Here is a 16,044-nt window from a genome sequence, read left to right as displayed (position 1 = left end):
TTCAAGATTGCTATATGTTGGTTATGTGATATTAGTAGATTCTGCTCATTTTCTAGAGATAGAGAGCTGTATTTGCTCATATCTTTTTTAGTCATAAACCTTTAATTATTTATGCCCACTGGAACTTAATATAGAAAATGCAGATAAATAGTAAGACATCAGAATATAAGCAAAATGTTACCTTAAATACCTTAACTAATATCATCGACACCCAAGTTTTACAAGAATTAAATGATACCCAAGTAGTTGATAGTCAGGATCTGTGCATTCATCAAATGTTTGAGATGCAAGTAGAGCGATCGCCCCAAGCCATTGCAGTAGTATGTGAAAATAAACAACTTACTTATCAACAGTTAAATCAGCGGGCGAATCAACTAGCGCACTACCTACGTTCTTTAGGCGTTGGACCGGAAGTGCTTGTGGGTATATGTCTGGAGCGCTCCTTAGAGATGATTATAGGACTACTCGGCATTCTGAAAGCTGGAGGCGCTTATGTGCCTTTAGATCCGGCATATCCCTCAGAACGTTTAGCTTTTATCTTGGAAGACACCCAGACACCAGTATTGTTAACCCAAGAAAAATGGGTCAAGAACTTACCACCGCATCAGGCACAAGTGGTTTGTCTGGACTCAAACTGGCAAGGGAATATTCAAAACAGTCAAGAAAATCCTGTAAATCAAACTACAACTGATAACCTCATCTACGTAATCTACACATCTGGTTCTACAGGACAGCCCAAGGGTGTAATGATCCCTCACCGTGGTATCTGCAATCAACTCCACTGGAAGCAAACAACTTTTGGATTAACTCACGCAGACAAAGTTCTACTGACTATTTCTTTTAGCTTTGATCCCTCAGTGTGGCAGATATTCTGGCCATTGTGCTTTGGGGGGCAATTATTTATGGCTCGCCCTGGTGGACATCAAGACACAGCCTATCTTGTGAAGGTAATTACTGAGCAGCAAATCACAGTTCTGGCTTTAGTACCTTCCATACTGCGTGTCTTATTAGAAGAGAAGGGAATTGAAAATTGCCGATTCATCAGACACATTACCTGCGGTGGTGAAGCTTTACCTGGCGAACTTATAGAACGCTTCTTTGCCCAACTGAACTTGGACAATGTTTTACATAATTGTTACGGCCCGACAGAAGCTTCTATTGATACTACTTTCTGGAGTTGCCAACGAGACAGTAATTATGCTATTGCACCTATTGGCCGTCCGATTACCAATGCAGAGATTCACATCCTTGATGACAATTTGCAGCCAGTACCTATTGGTGAATCAGGTGAACTGCATATTGGCGGTATTGGTCTAGCGCGAGGCTATCTTAACCGTCCAGAATTGACCACAGAGAAGTTTATTTTTAACCCCTTTAGCTCTGAACTTGGGGCGCGCCTTTACAAAACTGGGGACTTAGCACGTTATTTGAGCGATGGTAATATCGAATTTCTTGGTCGCATTGACGATCAAGTTAAAATACGTGGCTTCCGAATTGAATTAGGAGAAATTGCAGCTATATTAGCTCAACATCCGGCACTGACACAGACTTTAGTCATAGCCAGAGAGGATGTTCCTGGGGACAAGCGACTAGTAGCATATATTGTTACCCGTCCAGAGCAAATTCCTAGCCAGGCTGAATTGCGTCGCTTTTTGGAAACTCAGTTGCCTGAATACATGGTGCCTAGTTTCTTTGTCTTTTTGGACACCCTACCATTAAATCCCAACGGTAAAATAGACCGCCGCGCCTTACCTGCACCGGATACATCTGATATTAAGCTGTCAACTAACTTTGTTCCACCTCAGAATTCGACAGAAGAAGTCTTGGCTGGCATTTGGGCGAAAGTTTTGCGTCTGGAACAAGTAGGCATCCACGACAATTTTTTTGAATTGGGAGGGCATTCACTGCTGGCCACTCAAGTGATGTCTAGAGTTCGTCAAGCTTTTCAAATAGAAATACCGTTGCAACTCTTATTTGAGAATCCCACGATCGCTACTTTAGCTCAAGCAATGCCTACGGCAACCCGAAGCGGGAACGCCCAAAACCAAACTCCAGAAAATGATCCCCAAAATCAGACTATTTCTCAAATAGCCAATCGGCAATCAGCACCTCTATCCTTTGCCCAACAGCGAGTCTGGTTTTTGGAGCAGTTGGAACCCAACAGCCGAGCGTATATTGTCTCCAATGCACAACGCTTAACGGGCAAGTTAAACCTGGGTATATTGCAACAGTCACTAGATGCGATCGTTGTCCATCATGAAGCATTGCGAACCAACTTTATTACATCACCTGATGGTAGCCCCATACAAGTAATTGGCACGCCTCGGGCAGTAGAACTTAAAATCATTCAGGTAACAAAAGAGCAAGTAGAATTTCTTCTCAATCAAGAGGTGCAATGCCCCTTCAACTTAGAATCTGACCTGATGCTGCGTGCTACTTTGCTCCAAGTAGACGAGCAGGAGCATATACTCTTGTTAATGATGCACCACATCGCTTCAGATGGTTGGTCAATTGGTATTCTTTGGCAGCAGTTAATAGCCCTTTATAAAGCATTTTTGAGTAGTAAGCCTTCCCCATTAGCAAAATTGCCCATTCAGTATGCAGATTTTGCTGTGTGGCAGCACCAGTGGCTATCAGGTGAGGTACTTTCCAAGCAAATTGACTATTGGAAAACCCAATTAGCAGGTGCTAACACTGTACTGGAATTGCCCACCGACCGACCACGGCCGCCAGTGCAAACTTACCAAGGAGCAGCTCAATCTCTGATGCTACCGCAGACTTTGAGTGCATCACTCACAGAACTCTCGCATCAAGAGGGTGTCACTCTATTCATGACATTGCTGGCAGCTTTTGGGACAATACTGCACCGCTACACAGGGCAAGAAGACATTCTTATTGGTTCTCCCATTGCCGGACGTAACCGTTCTGAGATTGAAGAGTTAATTGGATTTTTTATTAACACCGTTGTTTTACGGACTGATTTTACCGAGAACCCCAGCTTTCGTTCAGTGCTAAATCGAGTTCGCCAGATGGCATTAGCTGCTTATGCCCATCAAGATATGCCCTTTGAGAAACTGGTAGAAGAACTGCAACCAGAGCGAGATACCAGTCGCAACCCACTGTTTCAAGTGTGGTTTAATATGCTCAACTTAAGGGATATCCACCTGGAACTACCTGGAGTGGCTATCGAACCAGTCTCGATCCTAGAAACAGCTTCTAAGTTCGACTTAACCCTTTACGTTACAGAACAAAATCAAGGAATCCAACTTGATTTAGTTTACAACACCGATCTGTTTACTTCAGAACGGATGATGGAAATGCTTCATCAATTCCATCACTTGCTAAATCAAATTGTTGCTGCTCCAGAGAGACAGATTAGTTTGTATTCTCTGGTGACACCAAAAGCGCAACTTTTGCTGCCAGAGCCAAGGGCAGTTTTGCCAGAACCAGAGTATGAATTGACAACCACAATGTTTACCTCTTGGGTAAATCGTACCCCAGAACATTCATCACTTCGTCAAGGAATTCGTACTTGGAATTATGGGGAATTGGGCAAAATAGCTCAAACTTTAGCACAGGTTTTGTTATCTCACAAAGTAGAGCGGGGAGATGTCGTAGCCGTATATGGTACACGCAGCTTCGGGCTAATTGCCAGTATGTTGGGCGTACTCTTGAGTGGCGGTGTGTTGCTCACCCTCGATCCAAAACTTCCTAGCGATCGCCAACGCTTGATGCTACAGGAAGCTAAAGCTAAATACATATTATATATTGATGGTCAGCGTTCAGAAGACGAAAAGATATGGGAGTCTTTAACTAGCATCTGTGTTAACCCAGACACAGGAGAAGCTATAAATTCCCAAAAGACGATTATTGAAGCCGTAAATCTACCTGAAATCGCTGCCGACGATGCAGCTTATATTTTCTTTACTTCCGGCACAACTGGTGTACCTAAAGGTGTGCTGGGGTGTCATAAAGGGTTGGCGCATTTTCTGAACTGGCAGCGACAGACTTTTGAAATTAATCAGCAAGACCGCATTGCCCAATTAACTGGTCTTTCTTTTGATGTCGTTCTTAGAGATATCTTTTTACCTTTAACTAGTGGTGCAACCCTATGTTTGCCAGAAGAAGAGGATAACCTAGAACCGACGAGAATTCTGCGTTATTTGGAAAATGAGCAAATTTCTGTACTGCATACAGTTCCTTCGCTGGCGCAATTATGGTTAGCGAATGTGCCGTCAGGAATTTCTTTACGTAACTTACGCTGGTTATTCTTGGCTGGAGAACCTTTGAAAGAAACCCTTGTAGTTCGCTGGCGGGATGCTTTTCCTGAATCAGGTGAAATTGTTAATCTCTATGGCCCGACAGAGACAACCTTGGCGAAATGTTATTACCGAGTACCTGTTGACTGTAGCCCTGGTGTACAGCCAGTTGGATTACCGCTGCCGCAAACCCAAGCACTGGTTTTCACACCAAATCAACAACCGTGTGGTATCGGCGAACCAGGCGAAATTGTAATCCGCACTCCATTCCGTAGTTTGGGCTATATCAATGCCCAGCAAGAAAACCATTCTCGGTTTGTCAAAAACCCTTTTGGGAACGATCGCCAGGATTGGCTTTATTATACAGGCGATCGCGGATGCTATCGTCCAGATGGCTCTCTAGAAATTCTCGGTCGCCGAGATCATCAAGTCAAGATCCGGGGGATACGCATTGAGCCGGGGGAAATTGAAACGGTGTTAGCCCAACATCCAAATGTACTCCAGACTGTAGTTATTGCCCGTGAAGATGTTGCTGGCGATCGCCGTTTGGTAGCTTATATTATACCGAATCAAGACTCAGTAATTGCAATTGCTGAGATCCGAGGCTTCCTCTCGACAAAATTGCCACAGTATATGCTACCTTCAGCTTTTGTCGTGCTGGACACCATGCCCTTAACCCCCAACGGCAAGGTAGACCGCCGCGCCCTACCAGCACCAGACTTATCGAGGCAAGAGCCAGAAGCCAGCTTTATTGCTCCCCGCAATGAAGTGGAAAACCAGTTAACACAGATTTGGGAACAAATTTTAGGTGTCCGACCGATTGGTGTTAGGGATAACTTCTTCGAGCTAGGAGGACATTCTATCCTAGCAGTAAAACTGTTTTGGCAAATTGAAAAGACATTTAGTAAAAACCTGCCGCTTGCCATTCTTTTCCAGTCAGGTACTATAGAGGCTCTAGCCAAAATAATCTGCCAAGAAGAAGATTTAACAAGAAACTCGGCTTTAGTAAATACCTTAGACCAATCAAAATCTAGCTGGTCATCCCTAGTAGAAATTCAACCCAACGGTTTTAAGCCACCTTTCTTCTGTATTCACGGGCTGGGTGGAGAAGTCTTATGTTTCCGTGAATTAGCATTGCATTTGGGGACAGAACAACCATTTTACGGATTACAACCACGAGGGCTAGACGAAAAATACCCTCTCCATACCCGTATTGAAGATATGGCAGCGCACTACATTCAAGAAATTCAAACCCTTCAACCTCATGGCCCTTATTTTCTCGGAGGTTATTCCTTTGGGGGTACAGTTGCCTTTGAGATGGCTCGGCAACTCTATGAGCAAGGCGAACAAGTCGGCATTTTAGTTCTACTTGATAGTTGTCGTATAGGTTATAGCTGGCAGGTATCATTATTCAAGCGAGTGTTTTTGCATTTAAATAATATTGTTCAACAAGGGCCTAACTACCTTTGGCAAAAAGTTGTGAGATGGAGTTATTGGCGTAAGCGAGAACTGCAAAATACATATAACCGTTACTTGGAAGACGTACTTCATGTACCTGAAACTGACAAGCATTTAAAGATTATAGATACTAACACTCAAGCTCTTAGTGACTATATTTTTTCACCTTATCTTGGTCGAGCTATTCTTTTGCGGACAGAGGATAAAAATCGGGACGAAGCTATAGGCATAGAATACGATCCTCAATTTGGCTGGCGTGACATAGTAGTTGGAGGATTAGATATCGATTACATTCCCGGATCTCACCTTGACATACTTAAAGAACCTCATGTACAAGTGTTAGCTGAAAAATTGAGAAATTGCTTAACTCAGGCGCAGTCTCAGTCTACAAAGAATTAAAATGAAAAACCACAATGCAAAATAGTCAAAAATTTAAATGGCAACGGATTCTATTGTTGCTGTGGTGCTACTAGAAACCGTTTACCACGAATGGCAAAAGCGCTCTGGGCTGGTGTATACGTTTTAATTAGCTTGGTTGGAGAAAATTAAACAGCTACACTAATCGCAGCAGCACTTGCAGCAGCAGCAGCAGAGAAAAAAGCCGTGCTAAACAGCCACCAAGCAGCAGTTTCTGCCACCTTTTGGGTAGCTTCCGCTTGCTGTCTAGCTTGCTGCTGGCTAATTTGGTTAATGAATTGCTCTAGCTTGGCACTCAGTCGCTCGGGCTGTAGCTCTTCTGGTTCGCCAGACTTTAGAGCGATCGGCAATCCATTAGTTTGCACTTTTTGGGGTTGCTGACCCCAAATCTGCTGCCAAAAGCCTTCAAAAGAGTCTACAAACCAATTAATGTCTTGTTTTGACAAATCTGTACGACTATCGACTATATCCACAAAGGTTTTACGACCGATATTGCGTAAGTAATTCTCCTTACTGAGAGATTGCATTTCTGGTTGGGCGACTAATTTTTCAAACTCATCTTCAATTTCTAGTCGCTCTTCCTGAGATAGTTGTAGCTGGTTTAAATAATTGTCTATTGCCTTGCGGATACTGGTTCGATCTACCGCTGAACCCAGTTCGTTACGAACTGCGGTTGCCGCTGCATCTGCTGTGGAAACAACGCGATCGCCGATCGTCTTCGCACCAAAGGCTATAGTTGCTGTACCAATAATGCCTTGCAAGCCAGAAGTTGCCCGATCTAAAACAGAACTGAGTACCGAGCCTACCGTAGTAGCACTGACCCATACCAGTAAAAAGAAGTAGGCTGCCCAAATGAGCAGACCAATAATTGCTGCCAATAGCGGGTCATGTAATGGGCAAAGTTTCACCGCTAGAAAACAAGCAAGAAATAATGTAATGCTTACAGTTCCTAAGGTTCGCAACCCAACTATTATCCCAACTTGATTAATCTTATCGTCCATCAATGCTTGGCTGTTAGTATCTGATTCATGCTCTGGAGTGGAGTATGAAATTCCCAAGGCAATGAAAAAGTTAGCTAGCAGCAGCTGAAAGGCAAAGGCCAGCAACAGTCCAGCTATCAAGACTAAAAAACCTTGAGTGCCTGAGAAGAAAAGCGCAGCATCTTCTGAAGCCGTAAATTCTTGAGCGATGACAAGCTGTGCTGTCCAACCCTGCGTGCTGCACAGTCCCACTATTGTATCCATACCCACCAAAATAGTAAAATGCCAGTTTTGCTACTGTTTATTTATTGGTAATAGATTTGCTGTCGATTTTTATCTCTCTAACGGCCTAAGCTTGAATTTATCCATTTTTGATTCAATCAAGCAGAGTAAACAGCAATATCTCTTAAACGCTCAAATAAAAGACGAGGGACTTTTATCATTTGAGTGGTTTCAGGAGAAGTTGAAAAAGTGCTAGCCCATAAAAATCGCCTAACTATAGCCCAATACGGTTCAGTTAGGACTACGCAGTGCTAATAACAAGGAAAACAGGAGGATTCGTTTTAGTACTAATACTTCGGTGTTTAAGCTTTTTTGAGCGAACTTTGATACAGGTTTTTTGATAACTCTAGGATTGGTTCGATAAACACGTTTAGGCAATAAATTGAACAACTACGATTCCGTCGAAATCCTGAAGCTTACTTAGCAACTCTTGAGAAACTAATGCTCTAGCAAACTGGCGTTTTACAACTATTGATGCACGCATTAAGCTTAAACAACTCTGTCCCTCGTTTCAACCCTGACAGACTAACAGTATGAGATAATTATTCTGTGGAACTAGAATATTGGTAGGTAAAAATCCAATAACCAAAAGACCTGACCGATTTAAGAATGCGATGAATATTGCTAGTGTCACAGATTGAACAGAGGAAATGATTGTGGCACTAAAAGCTGAAATGACTATCGTTGTTAGATTTTAAGTTGGTAAGCAATCCACAATCCACTGATGCTATATAGAAGATTTGGGCGCACAGAATTACAGATGCCAGTGTTTTCCTGCGGTGGCATGAGATATCAGTTCAAATGGGAGGATGTTCCCAATGATGAAATTCCTGCTGATAACCAGGCAAATCTGGAAGCGACTATTAGAAGGGCAGTCGAGGTTGGGATTAATCATATTGAAACTGCCCGTGGCTATGGCACTTCTGAAATGCAATTGGGGAGAATATTGCCCAAGTTTCCCCGCGAAAAGTTGATTGTTCAGACAAAAATCAATCCAAAGGCAGATGCGAAAGAATTCCGAGAGACGTTTGAACAATCTTTGAAAAATCTCCAACTAGATTATGTTGACCTTTTAGGGTTGCACGGCATTAATCATCCTGAGTCGTTAGAGGACAGCATCCGTCCCGGCGGCTGTTTGGAAGTAGCGCAGCAGTTGCGAGCAGAAGGAAAAGTTAGATTTATCGGCTTTTCCACACACGGCTCGACAGATATAATTGTGCAGACAATTAATACCAATCAATTTGATTACGTGAACCTGCACTGGTACTACATTAATCAATGGAATTGGGCGGCAATCGAAGCAGCTAAACGCCACGATATGGGGGTGTTTATTATTAGCCCTTCTAATAAAGGAGGTTTGTTGTATGAGCCTCCCCAAAAATTAGTCAATCTTTGCGCCCCATTGAGTCCAATGGTGTTTAATGATTTGTTTTGTTTGAGTCATCAAGAGGTACATACTCTGAGCTTGGGAGCAGCAAAACCACAAGATTTTGATGAACATCTGAAGACTTTAGAATTACTAGATCGAGCATCAGAAATTTTGCCGCCAATTTTAGCAAGATTGGAACAAGAAGCGATCGCTACTTTGGGAGAAGATTGGGTAAAATCTTGGGAAACAAATCTACCAAATTTTGACGAAACCCCTGGTGAGGTAAATATTCGGGTGATTTTGTGGCTGCGGAATTTAGCGATCGCCTACGATTTAGTAGACTACGCTAAAATGCGCTACAATCTGCTTGGTAATGGCGGCCACTGGTTCCCCGGCAACAAAGCCGATCGGCTAGATGAATTAGACTTGCGGCAATGTCTCGTCCATAATCCCTACGCTGAAAAAATCCCCCAACTTCTGGAACAAGCTCATCATTTGTTGGCGGGTGAAGCTGTCAAACGTCTATCTCGCACTTGATATGCATAAATCGGGCATTGGTTATGGCGTATGAGAAATAGGAGACAATAATTATTAATGCCCAATGCCCAATGCCCAATACCCAATGCCCAATGCCCAATGCTAATCAGATTTTTTCGTATCTGCTGATTTAACTGCCTTCGGTACGACTAGCACCTTATCAACGCGATTACCATCCATATCCATCACTTCAATTCGCATACTTTGCCATTCAAAATGATCTGCTGCGGCAGGAATACGACCTAAATGGGTAATCACAAAACCGCCTAATGTTTGATAACTGCCGCGTTCTTCAGATTCCCATTCTTCCATACCAAAAAGTTCCAAAAACTCCTCTACAGGCAACATCCCATCCAAAAGCCAGGAACCATCTTCGCGTTGTACAGCTTGTGGTTGATCTTGTCCATCCGTTGAAGGAACATCACCCACGATTTCACTCATGATGTCGTTGAGAGTAACTAATCCTTGAATTACGCCGTATTCATCCACTACCAGCGCCATGTGAGTGATAGTTTGCTTGAACAATTCCAAAACTTTCAAGCCACGGGTGCTTTCTGGCACAAATACAGGCTGTCGCAATCCGATGGTCAAGTCTAGTGGTTCCCCTCGGAAACTCCTGGCTAATAAGTCAGTGACAGGAATAACACCCAGCACATTGTCAAGTCCCCCCTGACAAACTGGATACCGAGAATAAGCACTATCAACCATTTTAAGGCGATTTTCTTCGGCAGAGTCGTCTAAGTCTAGCCAAACAATATCAGGACGGGGTGTCATTAAGTAACTAACAGGGCGATCGCCTAAACGAAAGACTCGCTCTACCATATCCTGTTCAGCTTCCTCAAAGGTTCCCGCCTCAGTGCCTTGCTCAATTAAGATTTTAATTTCTTCTTCGGTGACTTGCGGCTCAGTAGAAGCTGTAATTCCCAGCACTCGCAAGATCAAATCTGTAGAAGCACTTAAAAGAAAGACTACTGGAGAAGCGATCGCAGCTAAGGCTTGCATCGGAATCGCTACAATCGAGGCAATCCTTTCTGGATTATTTAATGCCAGACGCTTTGGTACCAATTCGCCAACAATGAGTGACAAATAGGTAATGATCAAAACCACTATTCCAAAAGATATCGGTTCGCTATAAGGTGCTAACAAAGGTACAAGTCGCACATAGACTGCCAGTCGGTTGGCAATTGTTGCTCCTCCAAAAGCACCAGTTAAGATACCGATTAAGGAAATACCCACTTGAACAGTTGACAGGAAATGATTGGGAGACTCTGCTAATTTCAATGCTGCCATTGCCTTGGCATCTCCTTGATTGGCAAGCTGTTGTAACCTTACTTTCCGTGCCGAGACAATCGCCATCTCAGACATAGAAAACACGCCGTTGGCAATAATTAGCACCAAAATGATTGAAATTTCAAAAGTGATGGGGGACATGTTTAAAATTGCCGCTTATCAGAGCGAATGTAGCTCAATACCTAGTATCTAGTATTAAAGGTGCTTCGATAAATACTTTGACTATACACAAAGTAGTAGTTATAGTTCTTAAGTTTATTAGTCACTGTGCATTATTCTTCTACCGCAAGAATAAGAAAGCTGTTAACACTTTTAAAATAGTTGACATAAACTGCCTCAAGATTTGCTGATCCACAAAGACTCTCATCGCTAGTAGTACTTATGTCATTTTCTTCTATTGTGCGTGCCTTAGGCCGATCGCCGCTCACCACTGAATTTATTTCTAAGCTGAATCGACAACAAGAATTGCGGTTAAATGGCATTCCCAGGCTGCCCAAGACTCTAGTGGCTTCGGCATTAGCGCAGTCTCAGGGTAAAGATTTGTTTGTGGTTTGCGCCACCCTAGAAGAAGCTGGACGCGTTTACGCACAACTGGAAGCAATGGGATGGCAAACAGTACATTTTTACCCCACCTCCGAGGCTTCTCCCTACGAACCTTTTGACCCGGAAACTGAAATGAGTTGGGGGCAAATGCAGGTATTGGCAGATTTACTCAAAAATCAAGAGTCATTAGTCACTTGTACTGAGCGTAGTCGAAGTATTAGTCAGTTGTCATTAGAAACAAACCAAGAACAAATGACAAAGGACATAGACGCGCTAGCGGCTTCCCGCAGGGTAGGACAAAAAACAAATTTAGCGATTGTGGCTACTCAAGGGGCGCTGCAACCTCATTTACCTCCGCCAGAAGCTTTTGGACAATTCTGTCTTACCCTAAAAAAAGGTATGGAATTAGACCTGAATAGCTTCAGTGAGAAAATAACTATTTTGGGGTATGAAAGAGTTCCTTTGGTGGAAATGGAAGGGCAATGGAGTCGGCGGGGCGATATTGTTGATGTGTTCCCGGTTTCCTCAGAATTTCCAGTCAGGTTGGAATGGTTTGGTGATGAAATCGAGCAAATGCGGGAATTTGACCCAGCAACCCAACGTTCCGCCCTTGACAAAGTTGAGCAGTTAATTCTTACCCCCACTAGCTTTACTCCCATCGTGATGGCTGCACTGAAAAATAGTGCCCAGTTCCAAGTGCTGAGTGCTGAGTCAGAATTTAACTCAGCACCCAGCACTCAGCACTCATCGCTGATTGAAGGTAGCCGTCGTTTTTTGGGGTTAGCATTCGAGCAACCAGCATCTCTGCTAAACTACTTAGCAGAAAATACCTTGATTGCCATTGATGAGCCAGAACAGTGTCATGCTCATAGCGATCGCTGGGTAGAAAATGCCCAGGAACAATGGGGAATGCCGTATGGGGAAGAATCAACTCCCCTAACATTGCCGAAAATTCACCGTTCGTTTGATGAGTGTTTGGCTGATGTTGCCAGATTTAAAACATTATATTTGTCGGAACTGTCAGAGGAAAATGATGGGATCAATCTTGCCAGCCGTCCTGTTCCAGCTACGCCACACCAATTTGCTAAATTAGCTGAAACTATCCGCCAAGAACGCGATCGCAATTTCTCGATCTGGCTGCTTTCTGCTCAACCTTCCCGTTCTGTCTCGCTGTTACAAGAACATGATTGTCCGGCTCAGTTTATCCCCAATCCCCGCGACTACCAAGCAATAGATAAGCTGCAAATCAACCATACTCCTATAGCCTTAAAATATTCTGGTTTGGCGGAATTAGAAGGTTTTATCCTGCCTACATACCGAATCGTAATCGTCACAGATCGGGAATTTTTTGGGCAGCATTCTTTGGCGACTCCCGGCTATATCCGCAAGCGCCACAAAGCTACTTCTAAGCAAGTCGATCCCAATAAGCTGCGTCCAGGCGATTATGTGGTTCACAGAAATCATGGTGTTGGTAAATTTGTCAAGCTGGAAAGTTTGACGATTAATAACGAAACCCGTGATTATTTAGTGGTGCAGTATGCTGATGGGTTACTCAGAGTCGCAGCCGATCAAGTAGGTGCTTTATCCCGGTTCCGCGCCGGAGGTGATAAAGCACCGGAACTCAACCGAATGACCGGTAAAGCTTGGGAAAACACCAAGAACAAAGTCCGCAAAGCGATTAAAAAATTGGCAGTGGACTTGTTGAAACTGTATGCAGCGCGATCGCAACAACAAGGTTTTAGCTTTCCAAGCGATATGCCTTGGCAGGAGGAATTGGAAGATTCTTTCCCCTACCAACCGACGACAGATCAACTCAAAGCTGTACAAGATGTAAAACGCGACATGGAAAGCGATCGCCCAATGGATCGCTTAGTTTGTGGCGATGTCGGTTTCGGGAAGACGGAAGTGGCGATTCGTGCTGTTTTTAAAGCAGTCACCGCCGGTAAACAAGTGGCACTCCTTGCGCCAACAACTATTTTAACACAGCAGCATTACCATACACTCAAAGAACGTTTTGCACCCTATCCCGTGAATGTCGGTTTGCTCAACCGTTTCCGTTCCGCCGAAGAACGCCGCGATATTCAAAAGCGATTGGCAACGGGGGAATTAGATGTAGTGGTTGGTACACACCAACTTTTAGGTAAAGGCGTGACATTCCGGGATTTAGGACTGTTGGTAGTAGATGAAGAACAGCGCTTTGGGGTAAACCAGAAAGAGAAAATTAAAAGCTTGAAAACTCAGGTGGACGTGCTTACCCTCTCAGCCACACCTATTCCCCGAACTTTGTATATGTCCTTGTCGGGAATTCGGGAAATGAGTTTGATTACCACACCGCCCCCAACCAGACGACCGATTAAAACTCATCTATCGCCAATAAATTCCGAAAGTATCCGCACTGCGATTCGTCAAGAATTAGACAGAGGTGGACAAGTATTTTACGTAGTTCCACGAGTAGATGGTATTGAAGAGACAACAGCCAATTTACGAGAAGTGATACCGGGAGCTAGGTTTGCGATCGCTCACGGTCAAATGGATGAAAGCGAGTTAGAATCAACCATGCTCACTTTCAGTAATGGCGATGCAGATATCCTCGTTTGTACGACAATTATTGAATCTGGCTTAGATATTCCGCGAGTCAACACGATTTTGATTGAAGATGCTCACCGCTTTGGATTAGCACAGTTGTATCAATTACGCGGTCGTGTAGGACGTGCGGGTATCCAAGCTCATGCTTGGTTATTTTATCCGAAGCAACGAGCATTATCTGACGCAGCACGGCAACGATTACGAGCGATTCAGGAATTTACTCAGCTAGGTTCTGGATATCAGCTAGCGATGCGCGATATGGAAATCAGAGGCGTGGGTAACTTGCTAGGTGCAGAACAATCCGGTCAAATGGATGCCATCGGTTTTGATTTATACATGGAAATGCTTGAAGAAGCAATTCGGGAAATCCGAGGACAAGAAATTCCGAAAGTGGAGGATACCCAGATTGACCTCAACTTGACAGCATTTATTCCGGCAGATTATATCACCGATTTGGATCAAAAGATGAGTGCATACCGAGCGGTGGCCACAGCTAAATCTAAATCAGAATTAAAGCAGATTGCAGCCGAGTGGAGCGATCGCTATGGTAGTTTACCAGTCCCTGCAAATCAACTTTTGCGAGTCATGGAACTCAAACAGCTAGCGAAAAAACTCGGATTTAGCCGAATTAAACCAGAAAACAAGCAGCACGTCGTTTTAGAAACACCGATGGAAGAACCCGCTTGGAATTTATTAGCGGCGAATTTACCAGACAATCTCAAAACGCGCTTTGTGTATTCTCCAGGGAAAGTGACAGTACGCGGATTAGGAGTTTTTAAAGCAGATCAACAATTGCAAAATTTGATTGATGCTTTTGGGAGAATGCAGGGTGCGATTCCAGAGGCGGTTGGTGTTTGATGATTTGAATCAAAAGATATCTGGTAAAAATCAATGTAGAGACGTAGCAATGCTACGTCTCTACAAAGGTTTCGGGTAACGCAGAATTAATTTCATCAGATGTCTAAACTAAAAGCATTTCAAGGGGCGACAATCGCCTCTAAACCCAGCCAGATAAAGGTTTAGGAGGCACAGACCCCTAGAACAATTAGGGTACTTATTGAGAATGAACTGTACAGTTATTAAGCAGCTAACTATAGGGTACAGTTTAATGGTAAAAAAGAACGGTCTCGTAATTTGACCAAGACCGTCATAATAATGCTGGCATCATTCTATCAAAACTTCTTAGAAAAATATCTAAATAAAGCGCAGTTAATCACGCTAAAGATGTTGGTGTGGTTATTACAAAATCAGAAGCAAGTCAGGATAGAAAGACTGGCAGCAACGTTACCATTACCAATACAGCAAAACAGTCGGAGGCGACATTTACAAAGATTTCTAACACTAAATGCCTTGAGTGTAGTATTGTTGTGGTTTCCGATTATTGAATCAATAATTAACCAACATTTTAAACTGGGGTCACAATTAACTATAGCGATGGATAGAACACAGTGGAAAGAAAATAATGTGTTGATGGTGAGCGTGATTTATCAAAAAAGAGCTTGGCCAATATATTGGTGTTTGTTAGAGAAAGATGGTAGTAGTAATCTAGAAGAACAGCAAAAAGTATTACGTCCAGTAATCCGTTTATTAAAAAAGTTCAAATTAGTAATTATCGGGGATAGAGAATTTCATAGCGTTGAACTGGCTCAGTGGCTCCACAAGCAGAACCAGAGTTTTGTATTTCGTCAAAAAAAGGATACTACTTTTCAAGAAAAAAGACAGAAATTTCAGCCTTTAAGTAGTATTGAAATTTACCCAGGTATTCGTCAGTTTTATCCCAATATTAAGTTTACTCAGAAAAAAGGGTTTGGTCGGTTTAATTTAGCAGTTTACTGGAAACGAAAGTACCGAGGTAAACAGGATAAAGAAGCTTGGTATTTATTAACTAATTTGCCTGATTTAAATACTGCTCTTAAAATATATGCTCAACGTTTTGGCATTGAAGCAATGTTCAAAGATTGTAAAACTGGTGGTTACAATCTAGAAGCTTCGCAAGCTAATCCTGATAGACTTGTACGAATAATATTGTTAATTGCTTTAGCTATGACCAGTGCTTGGTTGCATGGACAAAGAACTAAATTTCAATCTCAAGAATCTTATATTTGTCGTAGGCAAGAAAAAAATCGAACTCAAAAACGTCACAGTAATTTCTGGATAGGTTTATATGGTCAAAATTGGATAGAAGCTTTGCATGAGTGTCAAGCATGGGTCGAGGAACTGGTCGGTTTCATTCGCAATAAGCAAGCATATTATCAGCGAGGTTTAAGGGCTATGAAGCTTATACAGCAAGCACTTTAGTTCGCTTGTCGCCCCTTGAACTAAA

The 16,044-nt window shown here is 43.0% G+C and carries 6 protein-coding genes; 4 read left to right on the top strand and 2 right to left on the bottom strand.

Annotated elements, in window-relative coordinates:
- Positions 1–137: 137 nt before the first annotated feature.
- Positions 138–6,116, top strand: a complete 5,979-nt coding sequence (locus tag NSTC731_RS05020; RefSeq protein ID WP_445629879.1) for an amino acid adenylation domain-containing protein — start codon at positions 138–140, stop codon at positions 6,114–6,116.
- A gap of 146 nt (positions 6,117–6,262) precedes the next feature.
- Here NSTC731_RS05020 and NSTC731_RS05015 read toward each other — a convergent pair whose 3' ends face one another.
- The gene (locus tag NSTC731_RS05015) at positions 6,263–7,378 is read right to left on the bottom strand and encodes a hypothetical protein (protein WP_445629878.1); all 1,116 of its coding nucleotides are present in this window, start codon (positions 7,376–7,378) and stop codon (positions 6,263–6,265) included.
- Positions 7,379–8,120: 742 nt separating this feature from the next.
- Between NSTC731_RS05015 and NSTC731_RS05010 the strand changes: the two genes are divergently transcribed.
- Positions 8,121–9,302, top strand: coding sequence for an aldo/keto reductase (locus NSTC731_RS05010; protein WP_445629877.1), 1,182 nt, complete (start codon positions 8,121–8,123; stop codon positions 9,300–9,302).
- 102 nt (positions 9,303–9,404) lie between these two features.
- On the opposite strand, the gene NSTC731_RS05005 is transcribed toward NSTC731_RS05010, so the two are convergent.
- Positions 9,405–10,733, bottom strand: a complete 1,329-nt coding sequence (locus NSTC731_RS05005) for a hemolysin family protein (protein WP_445629876.1) — start codon at positions 10,731–10,733, stop codon at positions 9,405–9,407.
- Between the two features lie 240 nt (positions 10,734–10,973).
- Between NSTC731_RS05005 and mfd the strand changes: the two genes are divergently transcribed.
- Both mfd and NSTC731_RS04995 read left to right on the top strand, forming a co-directional pair.
- Positions 10,974–14,579 carry a transcription-repair coupling factor gene (gene mfd, locus NSTC731_RS05000; RefSeq protein ID WP_445629875.1) on the top strand — a complete coding sequence of 1,202 codons (3,606 nt, stop codon included), beginning with the start codon at positions 10,974–10,976 and terminating at the stop codon, positions 14,577–14,579.
- A 297-nt stretch (positions 14,580–14,876) separates the two neighbouring features.
- Positions 14,877–16,019 (top strand): IS4 family transposase, encoded by a 1,143-nt coding sequence (locus NSTC731_RS04995; protein WP_445629874.1) that lies wholly within the window; start codon positions 14,877–14,879, stop codon positions 16,017–16,019.
- Positions 16,020–16,044: the final 25 nt, after the last annotated feature.

It is taken from the genome of Nostoc sp. DSM 114167 (assembly GCF_052692655.1).
This window is presented reverse-complemented; position numbering and strand designations above follow the sequence as displayed.

Excerpts from the sequence above, each read along its gene's own strand:
- mfd (WP_445629875.1), top strand. The coding sequence starts at position 10,974 with ATGTCATTTTCTTCTATTGTGCGTGCCTTAGGCCGATCGCCGCTCACC.
- NSTC731_RS05015 (WP_445629878.1), bottom strand. The coding sequence starts at position 7,378 with ATGGATACAATAGTGGGACTGTGCAGCACGCAGGGTTGGACAGCACAG.
- NSTC731_RS04995 (WP_445629874.1), top strand. The coding sequence starts at position 14,877 with ATGCTGGCATCATTCTATCAAAACTTCTTAGAAAAATATCTAAATAAA.
- NSTC731_RS05010 (WP_445629877.1), top strand. The coding sequence starts at position 8,121 with ATGCTATATAGAAGATTTGGGCGCACAGAATTACAGATGCCAGTGTTT.
- NSTC731_RS05020 (WP_445629879.1), top strand. The coding sequence starts at position 138 with ATGCAGATAAATAGTAAGACATCAGAATATAAGCAAAATGTTACCTTA.
- NSTC731_RS05005 (WP_445629876.1), bottom strand. The coding sequence starts at position 10,733 with ATGTCCCCCATCACTTTTGAAATTTCAATCATTTTGGTGCTAATTATT.